This is a genomic window from Aliivibrio friggae, from assembly GCF_057368515.1.
The window spans coordinates 308,053-323,710 of sequence record NZ_CM170648.1 but is presented as its reverse complement, the minus strand read 5'-3'; the positions used below and the strand labels follow the sequence as shown (position 1 = coordinate 323,710).

Annotated in this window: 16 protein-coding genes; 11 read left to right on the top strand and 5 right to left on the bottom strand. The window is 38.1% G+C overall.

The genetic code is table 11. From position 1 onward, the window contains the following. Window positions 1–78: 78 nt before the first annotated feature. Window positions 79–657 carry a peptide-methionine (S)-S-oxide reductase MsrA gene (gene msrA, locus AC2INI_RS01505; protein WP_486305205.1) on the top strand — a complete coding sequence of 193 codons (579 nt, stop codon included), beginning with the start codon at window positions 79–81 and terminating at the stop codon, window positions 655–657. Between the two features lie 42 nt (window positions 658–699). On the opposite strand, the gene AC2INI_RS01500 is transcribed toward msrA, so the two are convergent. Beyond that, window positions 700–909 (bottom strand): DUF1107 domain-containing protein, encoded by a 210-nt coding sequence (locus AC2INI_RS01500; protein ID WP_122032940.1) that lies wholly within the window; start codon window positions 907–909, stop codon window positions 700–702. Window positions 910–1,160: 251 nt separating this feature from the next. Here AC2INI_RS01500 and AC2INI_RS01495 point away from each other — a divergent pair, with 251 nt between their 5' ends. The 7 genes from AC2INI_RS01495 (at window position 1,161) to AC2INI_RS01465 (ending at window position 6,430) form a co-directional block, all read left to right on the top strand. Then, window positions 1,161–1,712, top strand: a complete 552-nt coding sequence (locus AC2INI_RS01495; protein WP_122032933.1) for a YtfJ family protein — start codon at window positions 1,161–1,163, stop codon at window positions 1,710–1,712. Window positions 1,713–1,779: 67 nt separating this feature from the next. Beyond that, window positions 1,780–2,070, top strand: coding sequence for a DUF2607 family protein (locus AC2INI_RS01490; RefSeq protein ID WP_486305204.1), 291 nt, complete (start codon window positions 1,780–1,782; stop codon window positions 2,068–2,070). A 50-nt stretch (window positions 2,071–2,120) separates the two neighbouring features. Beyond that, the gene (zrgA, locus tag AC2INI_RS01485; RefSeq protein WP_486305203.1) at window positions 2,121–2,753 is read left to right on the top strand and encodes a zinc uptake protein ZrgA; all 633 of its coding nucleotides are present in this window, start codon (window positions 2,121–2,123) and stop codon (window positions 2,751–2,753) included. Between the two features lie 36 nt (window positions 2,754–2,789). Continuing rightward, window positions 2,790–3,476: an ABC transporter ATP-binding protein gene (locus AC2INI_RS01480; RefSeq protein WP_122032930.1), complete on the top strand. Its 687-nt coding sequence runs from the start codon at window positions 2,790–2,792 to the stop codon at window positions 3,474–3,476. Next, entirely contained in the window at window positions 3,473–4,732 is a 1,260-nt protein-coding gene (locus tag AC2INI_RS01475) for an ABC transporter permease (protein WP_122032929.1), read from the top strand. The genes AC2INI_RS01480 and AC2INI_RS01475 overlap by 4 nt, the downstream gene beginning before the upstream one ends. An 8-nt stretch (window positions 4,733–4,740) precedes the next feature. Beyond that, window positions 4,741–5,226 carry a DUF3299 domain-containing protein gene (locus AC2INI_RS01470; protein ID WP_486305202.1) on the top strand — a complete coding sequence of 162 codons (486 nt, stop codon included), beginning with the start codon at window positions 4,741–4,743 and terminating at the stop codon, window positions 5,224–5,226. A gap of 310 nt (window positions 5,227–5,536) precedes the next feature. Further along, window positions 5,537–6,430 carry a TIGR03899 family protein gene (locus tag AC2INI_RS01465; protein ID WP_486305201.1) on the top strand — a complete coding sequence of 298 codons (894 nt, stop codon included), beginning with the start codon at window positions 5,537–5,539 and terminating at the stop codon, window positions 6,428–6,430. 106 nt (window positions 6,431–6,536) lie between these two features. Here AC2INI_RS01465 and cysC read toward each other — a convergent pair whose 3' ends face one another. Genes cysC through cysD form a run of 4 tightly spaced genes read right to left on the bottom strand, consistent with a single transcriptional unit; the run spans window position 6,537 to window position 11,291 of the window. Next, entirely contained in the window at window positions 6,537–7,154 is a 618-nt protein-coding gene (gene cysC / locus AC2INI_RS01460; RefSeq protein ID WP_486305200.1) for an adenylyl-sulfate kinase, read from the bottom strand. Window positions 7,155–7,168: 14 nt separating this feature from the next. Continuing rightward, window positions 7,169–8,896 carry an SLC13 family permease gene (locus AC2INI_RS01455; protein WP_486305199.1) on the bottom strand — a complete coding sequence of 576 codons (1,728 nt, stop codon included), beginning with the start codon at window positions 8,894–8,896 and terminating at the stop codon, window positions 7,169–7,171. A 21-nt stretch (window positions 8,897–8,917) separates the two neighbouring features. Further along, complete coding sequence (cysN, locus tag AC2INI_RS01450; RefSeq protein ID WP_486305198.1) at window positions 8,918–10,354, bottom strand: sulfate adenylyltransferase subunit CysN; 1,437 nt, start codon at window positions 10,352–10,354, stop codon at window positions 8,918–8,920. Window positions 10,355–10,382: 28 nt separating this feature from the next. Beyond that, a complete protein-coding gene (gene cysD, locus AC2INI_RS01445) occupies window positions 10,383–11,291 on the bottom strand; it encodes a sulfate adenylyltransferase subunit CysD (protein WP_122032939.1) in 909 nt (302 codons plus the stop codon). A gap of 370 nt (window positions 11,292–11,661) precedes the next feature. Between cysD and AC2INI_RS01440 the strand changes: the two genes are divergently transcribed. The 3 genes from AC2INI_RS01440 to AC2INI_RS01430 all read left to right on the top strand — a co-directional run bounded on the left by AC2INI_RS01440 (window position 11,662) and on the right by AC2INI_RS01430 (window position 15,655). Then, complete coding sequence (locus AC2INI_RS01440; RefSeq protein ID WP_486305197.1) at window positions 11,662–13,641, top strand: bifunctional 2',3'-cyclic-nucleotide 2'-phosphodiesterase/3'-nucleotidase; 1,980 nt, start codon at window positions 11,662–11,664, stop codon at window positions 13,639–13,641. 296 nt (window positions 13,642–13,937) lie between these two features. Continuing rightward, a complete protein-coding gene (locus AC2INI_RS01435; protein ID WP_486305196.1) occupies window positions 13,938–14,528 on the top strand; it encodes a DedA family protein in 591 nt (196 codons plus the stop codon). Continuing rightward, window positions 14,528–15,655 carry a D-alanine--D-alanine ligase gene (locus AC2INI_RS01430; protein ID WP_486305195.1) on the top strand — a complete coding sequence of 376 codons (1,128 nt, stop codon included), beginning with the start codon at window positions 14,528–14,530 and terminating at the stop codon, window positions 15,653–15,655. The genes AC2INI_RS01435 and AC2INI_RS01430 overlap by 1 nt, the downstream gene beginning before the upstream one ends. Window positions 15,656–15,658: the final 3 nt, after the last annotated feature.

The window sequence follows — 15,658 nt, the reverse complement described above, 5'->3', positions numbered from 1 at the left end:
TATGTAATGGTAATTTACTCGCTTTGTAGAGTAGCACAAGGTAAAAGTCTTCCAAATGACTCAGTTGAAGGATGCGACATGACCATGAATAAACAAAATACATTATCACCTCACTTTCTTTCACATGTTGATTTAGAAACGGTACCTTTAAATCATGAGGTTATCTATTTCGGTATGGGGTGCTTTTGGGGAGCTGAACGATTGTTTTGGCAATTATCTGGCGTGTATTCAACCGCAGTAGGATATACCGGTGGAGAACAACCAAACCCAAACTATAAAGAAGTTTGTACTGGAACGACAAACCACGTCGAAGTAGTAAAAATTGTATTTGACCCTACCCTTATCTCACTTGAGACACTATTGCATTCTTTTTGGCAAAGCCATAATCCCACTCAAGGAATGCGCCAAGGTAATGATATTGGTACACAGTATCGTTCGGTAATTTATACACATTCAAACCAACAACTGCAAATAGCCCAAAAAACACAACAGCAATATCAAAAGGCATTAGAAAAACAAGGTATTACAGATCCTATAACCACTGAAATAATACCAGCAAAACCTTTCTATTTTGCCGAAGAGTATCATCAGCAGTACTTAGCTAAAAATCCCAATGGTTACTGTGGATTAGGTGGTACTGGTGTGTGCTTCTTATAATAAAAAAGGTGCTCATAACGAGCACCTCTTAATTTAATCTGCTTAAGCTGGCATTGCTGAAAGTTGACGAATATGTTGATTCACTTCACTCATCACCGATAACATTTTTCTATTTTCTTTATTTGGCATCAATAGTTTGCCTTCATCAAATTCAAAAGATCCAATACCTTCAATGTGAATCTGCCCTTTAAATAACGTTTTTACAAAACGAGCCACTTGAAGTGGTCGATAAGCCTTAAAATTTCTAAACATAGCCATTACCTCAATAATCCATATAAGGTGTTCATTCATAGTCCATCAAAACATACTGATTTTATTATTATGTTTTATCTAAAAAATGCGTTCGAAACATTTGATTAACATTATAGAATACAAAACAGTATGCCTCAAGTTGGATTTTACTTTTTAGCAACAATTAGCAACTGCACACTTTCTACTGGTCGAATCGCTTTTTATTAAGCTCTGCACTACACTACAAACACTCATTTCCAAGGATAATAAAAATGAAAATAGTAAAACTACTTACCCTTAGCGCTTGCCTACTACCATCACTTTCTTTTGCTCACAACATTTCATTAAACAAAAGCGTTCCTTCAGTCTCTGTTGAACAATATGGTGAAATTACTTACGCCAACGATGCTGCTGTATACCAAAATTGGAACAGTGAACAATTAAAAGGGAAAGTTCGAGTATTACAGGCCATTGCTGGTCGAAGTGGTGCTAAAGCAATGAACGCTGATCTTATGAGTGCCATTACCTTAGAAAAGTTCCCTGAATCAAAATATCAAACTACAACAATTATTAATCAAGACGATTCTATTTGGGGTACTGGTGGGTTTGTAAAATCTTCTGCTGAGGAAAGCAAAAAAGAATTTTCATGGTCATCGATGGTTCTTGATGAAAATGGCAAGGTAGCTACAGCTTGGGATCTTCAGCCTGAAAGCTCTGCAATCATTGTCCAAGATAAAAAAGGGAATGTACTTTTTGTAAAAGAAGGCAAACTAACTTCTGATGAAATAAAACAAGTCATTAGCTTAATTCACGCTCAGCTATAAATAAATGCCTTGCTTATAAATTGTTATATTATTACATTTACCACTCAAGTTTCTTTCGGGTGGTACAATGCAATCGTACTTTTTTACTAAACAGCGTTGGTTAAATTGGAGTTTAGCAATTACTCTAGCGCTATTTAGTGTCTTGGTTGCTTATCATCAAATTGATTCCAACACACAACATCATGAACACCACCACTGTCAATTATTTCATTCTATTGGCTCTGGTCTTGTTATTCATGTCAGCCCTCCCTCTATTATTCCTCAAGTTATTATTCATTTTGAATTCTCTACTGTAGAAAATAGCTCTCCGTTTTCAATTACCGTTCACTCGCGAGCACCTCCCCTCTCTATCGTCTAACATTAATAAATTACATCACATTTATAACTCTTAGATAATAGGAAGCCATTATGCTTATCTGTAACAAAAAAAATGCACTACGACTAATCATCTCTACTACATTATTTTCAGTACCACTAATGACTTATGCCGCTGATCACCATGACGATCATGATGGACACGATCATTCAGAGCATTCTGAACACTCAGAGCATCGTCAACACGACGCACACGTTCATGGTGTAGTTGAAACCAATATAGCTCAAGATGGCGAACATTTACTTTTTGAAATCACAGCTCCTGGCTCTGATGTTGTAGGATTTGAACACGCCCCTAAAAACAAAGAACAAGAACAGTTATTAGAGCAAGCTATTGCTAAACTAAAAAAGCCAAATGCAATTTTCTCTCTACCTGAGTCTGCCAACTGTGAAGTTTCGGATATACATGTTTCTCATAATATGAAAAGCGAAGACCACGATGACCATGACCATGACCATCATGATGATGATTCTCATCAAGGTGAACATGGTGAATTTACTGCTCAATATGAATATCATTGCGAAACAATGTCGGAATTAAATCAAATAGAAACACAGTGGTTTAGTGTATTTTCTCATACTCAAAAAATGACAGTTCAGTATTTAGGTAACTCAGGACAGAAAGCAGCAACGTTAACCGCTAAAAAAGCAGTTTTAGCTCTATAATTTAGGTATGACGGTGGCAACACCGTCATAATTTTTATGAATATTATTGAATTATCAAACCTGACTTTTTGCTGGCCAAATCAAACAGAGCGAACACTTGATATATCAAGCTATCAGCAACAACAAGGAACAAAAGTATTTATCAAAGGCCCTAGTGGCAGTGGTAAATCTACTTTACTTAGCCTGCTTACTGGGATCTTGTCCCCTACAGAAGGAACGGTGAGTATTAATGGTACTGATATCAATCAATTGACCTCAAATCAACGAGACCGATTTAGAGCAGATAATATTGGTTATATTTTTCAACAATTTAATTTACTGCCTTATCTTTCTGTTATTGATAATGTTATTTTGCCATACCAGTTTTCATCAAAAAAAGAGTTCTCAAAGCCAGAACTAATAAAAGAAGCAGAGCGCCTACTAAATCAACTTCAATTGCCAAGTTCTCACTTTAGTAAACCAATTACTGACTTAAGTATCGGTCAACAACAACGAGTCGCAGCAGCAAGAGCATTCATTGGTAAACCTAAACTGATCATTGCAGACGAACCTACCTCAGCATTAGATCACGAAACTCGCTTTGCTTTTATTCAGCTCTTAATGGAGGAATGTGAAAGCAGTGGTGCAGGATTACTTTTTGTGAGTCATGACCCAAGTTTGGAGTCTCTTTTTGATCGTTGTATTGATTTAAGAACATTAAATAATGCAGGAGATACGCTGTGATTGGTATTGCTCAGTTAGCATGGAAAAGCCTAAGAAACCGAAAAACGACGGTCATATTAACGGTATTAACTATCGCTATTTCTGTCATGTTATTAATGGGAGTTGAACGAATTAGAACACAAGCAAAGACAAGCTTTGCCAATACTATTTCGAATACCGACTTAATTGTTGGTGCCCGTTCAGGCCAGGTCAACCTACTGCTTTATTCTGTTTTTCGCATTGGTAATGCCACCAACAATATTGACTGGAAAAGCTATCAAGAGATCAGCAATCAAAAATCAGTAAAATGGTCAATTCCAATCTCTCTAGGTGATTCCCATAAAGGCTTTAGAGTCATGGGAACTAATCAAGATTATTTTCGTTTTTATCAATACGGAAAAAAACAACCATTAACCTTTAAAGAAGGTAAACCATTCTCACATTTATTTGATGTTGTTCTCGGTGCCGATGTCGCAAATAAACTGAACTACCAACTCGGTGATAAATTGGTTATCGCTCATGGAATTAGTGATCAGTCTTTTACTCGTCATGATAATTTACCCTTTACTGTCACTGGTATCTTAGCACCGACAGGAACACCAGTAGACAAAACCTTACATGTCTCTTTAGGTGCAATAGAAGCTATACATGTTGGCTGGGAAAGTGGTGCTCATTTAGGAAATACACCAGATGCAGAAATATTGGAACAGCATCAATTTGAACCTAAAGCAATTACCGCGTTCATGCTAGGGCTTAACTCAAAAATTCAAACATTTGCGCTACAACGCTATATTAATGATTATAGTAAAGAGCCACTAAGTGCCATTCTTCCAGGCATTGCATTACATGAATTATGGGGAATGATGTCGATGGCAGAGCAAGCTTTATTGGCCGTCTCTGTTTTTGTTGTCATTGCAGGCTTAATGGGAATGCTCACTAGCTTATTAACCAGCCTACAAGAAAGGCGACGAGAAATGGCGATCCTAAGATCAATGGGAGCTCAACCTAAACACATTTTTGCCCTACTTATTAGTGAAGCGGTCGTAATAACAACCTTTGGGATCATCGTAGGCCTACTCGGTTTATACCTTTCTTTATCTATATTGCAGCCTATCATCCAGCAATATTATGGTATCGCCATTGAACTTACCTTACCAAGCTTATACGAATTAAAACTGTTAGCTCTTGTTCTGTGCTCTGGTTTTATTATTGGTGTCATTCCAGCAATTCAAGCGTATCGACATTCATTGAGTGACGGTATGACAATTAGACTTTAAGGATAAATATGAAAAAGAAATTCTTACTCTGTTTTTTATTACTTCTGCCCTTTAGCGCTATAAGTAATGACGTATTAAAACTCGATTGGATTGACTTAGTTCCTGAACAAGAAAGAAATCAATTCGATGCGGTAGGCATGCCTAAAGTTGATCATAATGGCTCTCAAATGCAGCAATCTCTTGTAGGTGGTGTTCGACAAGAGTTGAATGGCAGTATGGTTAAAATACCTGGATTTGTTATTCCTTTAGAAGGTGATGACACAATGATCACTGAGTTTTTGCTAGTGCCTTACTTTGGCGCTTGTATCCACGTACCACCACCACCGCCAAACCAAATCATTTATGTTAAGTTTGAAAAAGGCGCTCCAATACAGCAATTGTGGGATGTTATTTATATCGTAGGAAAACTAAAGACAGAAACCATTAATAGCGAACTTGCAGAGACTGGTTATCTTATTGAAGGCGTTCGTTTAGAAGAGTATGACGACGAGTAAATGTAACTAGAATGTAATCACTGGTCTATTGGAATTATTATATATAATGAGAAAGATAGACCAGTGTTGCTGTATACCCTGAAGCAAGCACTACGCTAAACAGCATTTTTCTAAAACCTAAGCCTTTCATTCTATCCCTCGACTTGAAAACTAATCAACACTCATTATTTTAACAAAAATTTAGCATTTAGCCATATTTACTCTTACTGTTTTTTTGATTTTTTCTTAATTCTTGTTTTGATATTAAAGTTTTTATTTTCTAATACCGATAATATAAAGGAAGAACCGTTACTCAGGGCTAGGTCAATCAATGAACTCATCACAAAAAATCATCCCTAAAGATGAAAATGTAAAAGAACAACCAACACACAAAAAAGAACATTACGTGATAAGTAGTGCTCGTCGACTCACTGAGATCGCAATAAAACAAGGTTTGGCTGCAAAACTACACGCACCAAAACCAGAAGAAACCCTTTTAAAGCGATCTTTATATCGAGAGAAATTACTACGAGAGCAACAACAACAAAACTTAGAACAAATTATTAAGTTTGCTCATGATTATTGTAATGATGAAACCGCTGGCGAGCCTGATCCTGATTGGCTTCATCGTTTCTTTGAAATGGCTAAAGATATTCATGACCCATCAATGCAGCGATTATGGAGTCAAATTTTTAAACAAGAAGTAATTACCCCCGGCTCAACATCCATGAAAGCACTAAAAGTGCTGAAAGATATGACACAACGTGAAGCACAAACGTTCCAGCGAGCAGCCTCATTAGCTTGTAGTTTTGGGCAAGATAACAGTAAGAAATTACTGCTCGGTTATAAGTGTGCTGGCACCCTTTTTAATCTGTATAAAACCGATGGCCCACAATTAGTTCATTTAGGTAATTACAAGCTCCCCTACTCAAGTTTATTACTATTAATTGAACTAGGCCTGTTGCTTGGTACGGAATTAGAATCCGGAGAAATAGAGTTTGAACCCGCATTGCCACTGCAATATCAAGGAAAGAACATTGCTATAAAGCCAATGCAAAAAGGATCTCGTTTTGTCTATTATCGCTTTAGTCCTACAGGTGCGGAACTGTGCAAATTATTAGGTAATAAGCCTAACGAAAATTATTACGACAACCTAATAGGGTTATTAAGTCAAAAGTTCATTGTTGAAACAGACGTAAAAAAAACCATTTCAACGACGGCATAATTTTTTGCTTCATACATAGAAAAGCCCCTAAATACATCAATATTTAAGGGCTTTTTAAAGATTCAAAGACTTAAAACAATGGTCTAACTTAAATGTAAAAATAGATCTATTTAATGATTCCTCTTGCTTTCAGCTCTTCTAAACACTGCTCAACTAACGCATCAATAGATTCACTTCCGGCCGGTAAATCAATCTCAGGATTTACCGGGGATTGGTATTCTGAATCAATTCCTGTGAAGTGTTTTATCTCTCCTGCTCGTGCTTTTTTATATAATCCTTTAGGGTCTCTTTTTTCACATTCATCCAGAGAAGTATTCACAAAGACTTCTAAAAACTCGCCTTCTGGTAATAATTCTCGAACCATTTGACGCTCGACTCGATGCGGTGAGATGAAGGCACTTAATACAATCAAACCGGCATCTGCCATTAGTTTTGCAAGCTCACCAATACGTCGAATGTTTTCTTGCCTATCATGATCCGAAAAGCCTAAATCCTGACATAAACCATGACGAACATTATCTCCATCTAATAGGTAAGTATGATAACCAAGTTCAGCTAACTTAATTTCTAGCGCCCCAGCGATAGTCGATTTCCCTGCACCAGATAACCCAGTAAACCAAAGTACTGCTGGCTTCTGGTTTTTCAATGTAGAGCGAGTGTCTTTAGTTACTGAATGTTGGTGCCAAACAATATTTTCATCTTTCACTGCGTCTTTGACTGTCATGTTTCATCCTTGAATTAAAATGGGAAAAAATAAGGGATTAACGTCAGCACTAATACCGAATAAATAATCGACATCGGTAATCCCACTTTTACGTAATCAAGCAGCGTGTAGTTACCCACACTAAATACTAATAAATTGGTTTGATATCCATAAGGAGAAATAAAACTCGCACTGGCTCCAAACAATACCGCCATAATAAAAGGCATAGGGTCGACGCCATAACCTAGCGCCATACTGTAGCCAATAGGAAACGCCAACGCTGCCGCCGCATTATTGGTGATTAATTCCGTTAATACCAAAGTAATCAGATAAACAGCAATCAAGGCTCCCATCACTCCCCAGCCATTAAATAACTCCATGAACATATTGCCAAGCTGTACAGATAAACCTGATGACAACATTAGTTGAGCAATCGAAAGTGCCGCTCCAACGATAACGACAATATCAATCGGAAAACGACGACGTAATTCTCCAATATTAATCACACCAAGCGCTAAGAGAGCCAAAAGATACACCGACAGCCCTTTGATAATCGGAAATGCATTCAATAACTCAGCAGCAATAACACCTGCAAAACCTAATAAAACCAATGCACTTTTGTCACCATCCAATTTTGCAGCAGAATCGAGATCACTAATAATGACAAATTCACGTTTTAGTTGCTGCTTACTCTGCTCAAAATCTTTTCCTGGTACTAAAACTAAGGTATCACCCGCCTGTAGCTCAATCTTACCCAAACCACCTTCAAGGCGCTCATGGCCTCGTCGAATTGCGACAACCACAGCATCAAAACGATCTCTAAATTTAGAAGACTTAATACTTTTTCCACGAATAGATGCAGATTGACTGACAATAACTTCTATTAAATTCTGACCATTTAAATGATGCTGCCCAAACAGTGTTAAGCCATTAATTTCTTGTAGAGTCGTGACGCTTTCAATATCACCACAAAACAGTAATCTATCTCCAGCTAAGAGCACCATATCAGGGTCAACCGAAGCGATAGTTTTCCCTTCTCTAATCACTTCAGCTAAAAAGAGTTTACGTAATGCTCTTAAATTATTTTCACTGATCGACTTTCCAACTAATGGTGAGCCGCCTTGAACTCTAGCTTCTAAAAAGTAGGGCAATTCATCTTGATGCCCCTCATCGTATTGAGGTAACAAATAACTTAATGGAATTAAAATTAACAGGCCGCCAAGCAGTACCGCGATACCAATCGTTGTTGGTGCAAAGAAACTTAAACTTGGTAAACCCGCATCTTCCACAAAACTATTAATAATTAAATTAGTTGATGTTCCGATTAAGGTTAATGTGCCACCTAAGATTGCAGCATAAGAGAGAGGAATAAGCAGACGAGAAGGCGCGTGGCGTTGATTACGCTTTATCGCACCAATTAAAGACACCACCACGGCGGTATTATTAGTAAAAGAAGAAAGAATAGCAGTAGATAGACCCAATTTTCCTACCACACTCCCTAACCTTCCTTCTGAAATATAGCGCCCTACCCAACTGATAAGACGTGTTTTTTCTAAGGCACAAGAACTTAAAATCAATAACACCAAAGTTAGCAGTGACGAGTTAGTAAAGTTTTTTGCCAAGCTAGGTAAATCAATCATCCCTAGCATAAAAGCAATAAACGCCGCCCCTGCAAAAATCACACTTGGTTTTAATTTACTTGCTAATAAGCTCACAATAATAAGAGCTAATAAAGCTAGAACGAATCCTTGTTCCCATGCCATAGACTATTCCTTTTTAAGCCATTAACTTAAAAGTTTAGAAACGTCTTGTGCTTTCCAATGAGGAAAATGTTTACGAACTAACGCGTTCAATTCCACCTCAAAAGCACTGACATTATCATTGATAGGTTTCGCATCACTCAGTTCAGAAAGGTTTTGGATCATACCAGCCCCTACCGTGACATTCGTTAAGCGATCAATAAAGATAAAGCCACCCGTATCGGCACAATCTTGATAACGATCTAAGCTCACCGTTTCTGTCAGGGAGACATCACACAAACCAATGCCGTTTAGAGGCAATTCTTGTGTCTCAAACGTATCCAGACTATTAATATTTACCTGATGATGAATCGCATCAATTTGGCCTACCGTTTTCTTACCTGCAATTTTAATATCGTACTGACGACCTGGTTCTAGCCCTTTTTCTGTCATCCATACAATCTCAGCCTTAAATTGATCCGTAGCTTGTAAGCTAGAGTTCGCCTTCACTAGTAAATCACCGCGGCTAATATCAATCTCATCTTCAAGCGTTAATGTCACCGCTTGACCTGCTTGGGCTGAATCTAAATCACCATCAAAGGTAACAATGCGCGCCACTTTTGATTTTTTACCCGATGGCAAAGCAACAATCTCATCACCAACAGAAATTCCACCCGCAGAAACAGTTCCTGCAAAACCACGAAAATCTAGATTTGGACGATTCACATATTGCACTGGAAATCTAAACTCTCCATTATCTCTGTCTGAATCGATATCTATATTCTCAAGCGCCTCTAATAACGGCGTACCTTGATACCAAGATAGCTCCTCACTCTGATTTACCACGTTATCTCCTTCTAAGGCTGATAACGGTAGGATAGAAATATCTAGATTTGGATTATTTAGCTTCTTGGAGAAAGTTAAGTACTCTTCTTTAATCTCTTCAAAGCGAGATTGAGAGTAATCTACTAAATCCATTTTATTTACTGCAACCACAAAGTGACGAATACCAAGCAGGTTCGCGATATAAGAGTGACGACGAGTTTGGTCAAGCACCCCTTTACGCGCATCAATCAAGATAACCGCAACATTACAGGTAGATGCGCCGGTTGCCATATTTCGCGTGTACTGCTCATGTCCCGGAGTATCTGCAATAATAAACTTACGTTTTTGAGTTGAGAAATAACGATACGCAACATCAATAGTAATGCCTTGTTCACGCTCAGCTTGCAGGCCATCAACCAATAATGCTAAATCAGGACGCTCACCTGTTGTGCCTACGCGTTGGCTATCTGCATGAACGGCATCTAACTGATCTGCATAGATTTGTTTTGAGTCATGGAGTAATCGGCCTATGAGGGTACTTTTACCATCATCCACCGAACCACAAGTTAAAAATCGAAGTAATGATTTGTATTGATGTTCTTTTAAATAAGCTTCAATACCAAGCTCTTCTAATTGTTGCTCTACTGCACTATTCATTATTTAATCCTTCCTTAGATGCTTGATATTAAAAGTAACCTTGGCGTTTTTTCAGTTCCATTGAACCAGATGAATCATGATCTATCGCTCGACCTTGACGCTCACTTGAGGTAGCAACCAACATCTCTTCAATGATTTCAGGTAAGGTATTTGCGGTAGATTCCACTGCACCAGTCAATGGATAACAGCCTAAGGTTCTAAAGCGAATGTCTTTATGTTGGATCTCTTCGCCTTCTTCTAGCTCTAAACGTTCATCGTCTACCATGATCAACATGCCATCACGCTCAACCACAGGGCGTTTCTCAGATAAATAAAGTGGAACAATTTCAATATTTTCTAAATAAATATATTGCCAAATATCCAACTCAGTCCAATTCGATAATGGGAAAACTCGAATGCTTTCGCCTTTATTTACTTGACCGTTATAGGTATTCCATAACTCTGGACGCTGATTTTTTGGATCCCACGTATGGTTTTTATCTCGAAACGAATACACACGCTCTTTGGCTCTAGATTTTTCTTCATCACGACGCGCGCCACCAAAAGCCGCATCAAAACCATATTTGTTTAGCGCTTGTTTTAAACCTTGAGTTTTCATGATATCGGTGTGCTTTGATGAACCATGAACAAATGGGTTAATTCCCATTGCCATACCTTCAGGGTTTTTATGTACTAATAGGTCAAAACCATATTTCTTTGCGGTTTTCTCACGAAATTCAATCATCTCTTTGAATTTCCAATCAGTATCAACGTGTAAAAGAGGGAATGGGATTTTTCCTGGATAAAAAGCTTTACGAGCAAGATGCAGCATCACAGAAGAATCTTTACCAATCGAATACATCATTACTGGGTTATCAAACTCAGCAGCGACTTCACGAATAATGTGAATACTTTCAGCTTCAAGCTGTTGAAGGTGGGTTAATCGTTTTGCGTCCATGTGTGTTTTGTCCTTTAGGCTAAATTTGGCAATGACATCACTAATGGCATTAATTGCTCTAACAAGCATCAATGCTCTTTTCTAGCGATGGCTATTTTTCATTCCAATAAAGTCACTATAGACGGGTTGCTTTATTACCTGAAATTCTAAAATTTCATTTTTTATTCGATTTAATGCTAACGAAGTTTTCCTGAAATAAAACGAAACACAGAAAACAACCTGTAAATACCTGTTTAAGCTGTGATCTTGTTACCGTAAAGCACACGGAAAGAAGATCAAGCGCACAGATTAAGAGGCCAGTTACATTTATAACATAACCAATCTGTTATCTTATTGGCGCTTTTATGATTATCACCTTTTGGAGAACACGATGAAACTCTCTGCTAAACCTGTATCACTTGCCGTTCTTGCTGGCCTAGGCTTACTGACTTTGTCTGGTTGCACAACAACTGAAGACACAAACGAAGTAATTAAGCTACGTGTTGTAGAAACAACAGATATCCATACCAACCTAATGGATTACGATTACTACAAAGATAAACCATCTCAAAAAATTGGTTTAGCGCGCACAGCGACTCTAGTAAAAGAAGCTCGCAGTGAAGTAACAAACAGTGTTCTTGTTGATAACGGTGATTTACTGCAAGGTAGCCCAATGGGAGACTACATGGCAGATAAAGGCATTGAAGCGGGTGAAGTTCACCCTGCATATAAAGCAATGAATCAACTCGATTATGATGCAGCTAACCTAGGCAACCATGAATTTAACTACGGTCTAGATTTCTTAGCAGAATCAATTAACGACGCTGACTTCCCTTACATCAGTGCAAACGTATACGATGCTGAAACAAAAGAACATTACTTTACGCCTTACATCATTAAAACGCATACGTTTAAAGATACTGCTGGTGTAGAGCACGAAATTAAAGTGGGTTACATCGGTTTTGTTCCACCACAAATCATGGTGTGGGATAAAAAGAATCTTGAAGGCAAAGTCATTGCTCGTGACATTATCGAAACAGCCAATGAACTTGTTCCTCAAATGAAAGCAGAAGGCGCTGATGTTATTGTTGCGATCCCGCACTCAGGCGTATCTACTGACCCATACAAACAAGGCGAAGAAAACTCTACTTTTTACCTATCTGAAGTAGAAGGCATTGATGCTATCGCATTCGGCCATGCTCATGCTGTTTTCCCTGGTAAAGGGTTTGATGACATGCAAGGCATCGATAACCAAAATGGTACGATGAATGGCGTTGCTGCTGTAATGCCTGGACGTTGGGGTAGCCACGTTGGTGTGATGGATTTAACTCTAGAGCAAAAAGATGGTAAATGGGCTGTAGTAAAAGGCCAATCTGAAGCTCGCCCTATCTTTGATAAGAAAGAGAAAAAATCATTAGCAACGGCTGATGAAGGCATTGTTAAAGCACTAGAAGCTGACCATAAAGGCACCCGTAATTTCGTTAACCAACCTATCGGTAAAGCTGACGATGTTATGTATAGCTTCTTAGCATTAGTGCAAGATGACCCTACTGTTCAAATCGTTAACCTTGCACAACAAGATTACGTAGAACGCTTCATTCAAGGTGACCCTGATTTAGATGGCACACCGGTACTTTCTGCTGCTGCTCCATTTAAAGCAGGTGGTCGTGGCAATGATCCTACTAACTTCACTGAAGTTGAGTCGGGCCAATTAACGTTCCGTAATGCAGCTGACTTATACCTATACCCAAATACTCTAGTGGCAATGAAGGTTACTGGTCACGAAGTAAAAGAGTGGCTTGAATGTTCTGCTGGTCAATTTAAACAAATCGACATTAATAGCACAGCGCCACAACAATTAATTGATTGGGATGGCTTCCGTACCTATAACTTTGATGTTATTGATGGCGTTAACTACCAAATCGATGTTACTCAACCAGCAAAATATGATGGTGACTGTAACGTAATTAACGAAGGTTCGGAGCGTATTGTTGGTCTAACTTACCAAGGTAAAGCGATTGATATGAAGCAAGACTTCCTTATCGCAACTAACAACTACCGCGCTTACAGCAACAAATTCCCAGGCACAGGTACTGACTTCATTGCATTTGATGCACCAGATGAAAACCGTACGGTTCTTTCTAGTTACATTTCACGTGTAAGTAAAGAAGAAGGCCAAGTGAAGCCAGCAGCAGACAACAACTGGTCTTTCGCTCCAATTAAGAGCAATAAGAAGCTAGACATTCGCTTTGAAACATCACCAAGTGATAAAGCCGCTCAGTTTATTAAAGACAAGGGTCAATACCCAATGAAACGTGTTGCGACTGATGAAGTCGGTTTTGCCGTTTATAACATTGATCTAAGTAAGTAATACAGCGAACGATAATGTTTTAGTTATACTAAAAACATAGTCAATTCAAAAATAGCATGGTTATTCTTTAACTGTGCTATTTTTTTATATCAAAAACAAACTCCCTCTTTATAGTCTGAAAAACACCTTCCTTAATAAATACACCCTCATTTTCAGGCACCAAAATACATTCATAACGCCCCGATTTAAATTTGAACTATTTATTAATCAGACGCTCAAAAATCAATAACTGAATATTTCTTTACATTTTAGCAACACAAGGCCACGCTTAATAAATACCAATAAAAGGGGGATTCATGAACGAGATGATTCACGCGATTCAAAATATATTTTTTATTCAATCGGCCTCTCTAATCTCTATTTTTATCGGAATTATCCTCCTGTCTTACCTATTAGAAGATCTTGCGATTATCACCGCTGCAAGTTTATCTGCTCAAGATGTCATTACGCCCACCATGGGCTTACTGGCGGCTTTCATTGGTATTGCGAGTGGCGATCTCGGCTTATATTTTTTAGGTCGCCTATCTACTCGTTTTCGTTTACTCCGATATAAAACATTAACTAACACTCATTTACGCTACATAAGGAAAAAACTGCAATCTAATCCTATGCTTAATTTATTCATTATTCGATTTATCCCAGGACTTAGAACCGTAGGCTTTACATTAAGTGGCGTATTTCATATTCGTATTAGCACCTTTTTTATCTCTGTAATGAGCGCTACTGCGGTGTGGACAGCGATTGTTTTTCCTAGTGTGTTCTTTTTGGGTAGCAGCTCATGGGTTAAAACCAGTGAACATCAGTGGTTATTAATCCCAATAATGACATTCGTTTTATTTGCTACAAATCGACTAGCAAGAAAGAAAATATCAAAGGAACTGACGTAATGGATAATCAGATCAAAACGATTGCAACCGGTCATATCAATGCCGGCATGCCACAGCTGGAGCCAGACACTCATCGCAGTGTGTCCCCTTATGAATTTTTACCAAGCTGGTTTTTTTATACTCCCGTAGTTATCCAAAGTTTTTTTCTTGGCATAAAACATTTTGATTTCGCCCTTCCTCTTATAGCTAATCCATCAATTAAATTAAGCGGCATGGTTGGAGAATCTAAACATGATATTTTAAGCCTTGCAGGCCCGATAGCTAAGCAATGGATATCCCCATTTACGACAATCACAACAACTAGTAAGCCTGTATTAGATCAAACTAAACATGCCCTTGAGATAATGAACAAAAAGGACCTCTTTTTTCCTATCGTTGCAAAGCCTGATTTAGGCTGCCGTGGGGTAGGCGTTAAATTAATTACATCACCAAATCAACTAAGTGAATATTTTAGTTCCTTTCCAACCAACGCTCGATTTTTAATTCAAGAGAAAGCGCCTTACTCAGCAGAGGCTGGGATTTTTTATGTTCGCTACCCTAATCAGAAAAAAGGGAAAATAATTTCTATTACTCTTAAATACTCTCCACTTGTTGTTGGTGATGGGATTAGCACATTAAAACAGTTAATAGAAAATGACAGCAGAACTGGTCAATTGGCTCACTTGTATTTGCCTCGTCATAAAGAAAAATTAAATACTATTTTAGAGAAGGGAAAAGAATTTCAACTCGCCTTTGCAGGTAGTCACAGTCGAGGATCTATTTTTAGAGATGGTAACCAATACATCACTGAGCAATTAGCCGAGCAACTAGACCACATATTTAATGATTTAGAGGGATTTCACTACGGTAGGCTAGATGTGAAATTTAAAGATATTAACTCTTTAATGAAGGGAGATGATTTTACCATTTTAGAAATTAATGGCGCGAGCAGTGAAGCGGCTCATATTTGGGATAGAAATACGCCTCTGAAAACCATTTTTTCAACCTTATTGCTTCAATACAAAATCTTATTTGAAATTGGTGCCCTACAAAAAAAACAAGGTCACAACTCCCCGAAAATAAAAGAACTATTGGCTGCATGGAAAGAAGAGAAACAACTGACGCTTCAATACCCACCGACTGACTAGATA

Coding starts and splice junctions, on each gene's coding strand:
- AC2INI_RS01470 (WP_486305202.1), top strand. CDS start 4,741: ATGAAAAAGAAATTCTTACTCTGTTTTTTATTACTTCTGCCCTTTAGC.
- AC2INI_RS01440 (WP_486305197.1), top strand. CDS start 11,662: ATGAAACTCTCTGCTAAACCTGTATCACTTGCCGTTCTTGCTGGCCTA.
- zrgA (WP_486305203.1), top strand. CDS start 2,121: ATGCTTATCTGTAACAAAAAAAATGCACTACGACTAATCATCTCTACT.
- AC2INI_RS01465 (WP_486305201.1), top strand. CDS start 5,537: ATGAACTCATCACAAAAAATCATCCCTAAAGATGAAAATGTAAAAGAA.
- msrA (WP_486305205.1), top strand. CDS start 79: ATGACCATGAATAAACAAAATACATTATCACCTCACTTTCTTTCACAT.
- AC2INI_RS01430 (WP_486305195.1), top strand. CDS start 14,528: ATGGATAATCAGATCAAAACGATTGCAACCGGTCATATCAATGCCGGC.
- AC2INI_RS01480 (WP_122032930.1), top strand. CDS start 2,790: ATGAATATTATTGAATTATCAAACCTGACTTTTTGCTGGCCAAATCAA.
- cysN (WP_486305198.1), bottom strand. CDS start 10,354: ATGAATAGTGCAGTAGAGCAACAATTAGAAGAGCTTGGTATTGAAGCT.
- cysD (WP_122032939.1), bottom strand. CDS start 11,291: ATGGACGCAAAACGATTAACCCACCTTCAACAGCTTGAAGCTGAAAGT.
- AC2INI_RS01435 (WP_486305196.1), top strand. CDS start 13,938: ATGAACGAGATGATTCACGCGATTCAAAATATATTTTTTATTCAATCG.
- cysC (WP_486305200.1), bottom strand. CDS start 7,154: ATGACAGTCAAAGACGCAGTGAAAGATGAAAATATTGTTTGGCACCAA.
- AC2INI_RS01455 (WP_486305199.1), bottom strand. CDS start 8,896: ATGGCATGGGAACAAGGATTCGTTCTAGCTTTATTAGCTCTTATTATT.
- AC2INI_RS01500 (WP_122032940.1), bottom strand. CDS start 909: ATGTTTAGAAATTTTAAGGCTTATCGACCACTTCAAGTGGCTCGTTTT.
- AC2INI_RS01495 (WP_122032933.1), top strand. CDS start 1,161: ATGAAAATAGTAAAACTACTTACCCTTAGCGCTTGCCTACTACCATCA.
- AC2INI_RS01490 (WP_486305204.1), top strand. CDS start 1,780: ATGCAATCGTACTTTTTTACTAAACAGCGTTGGTTAAATTGGAGTTTA.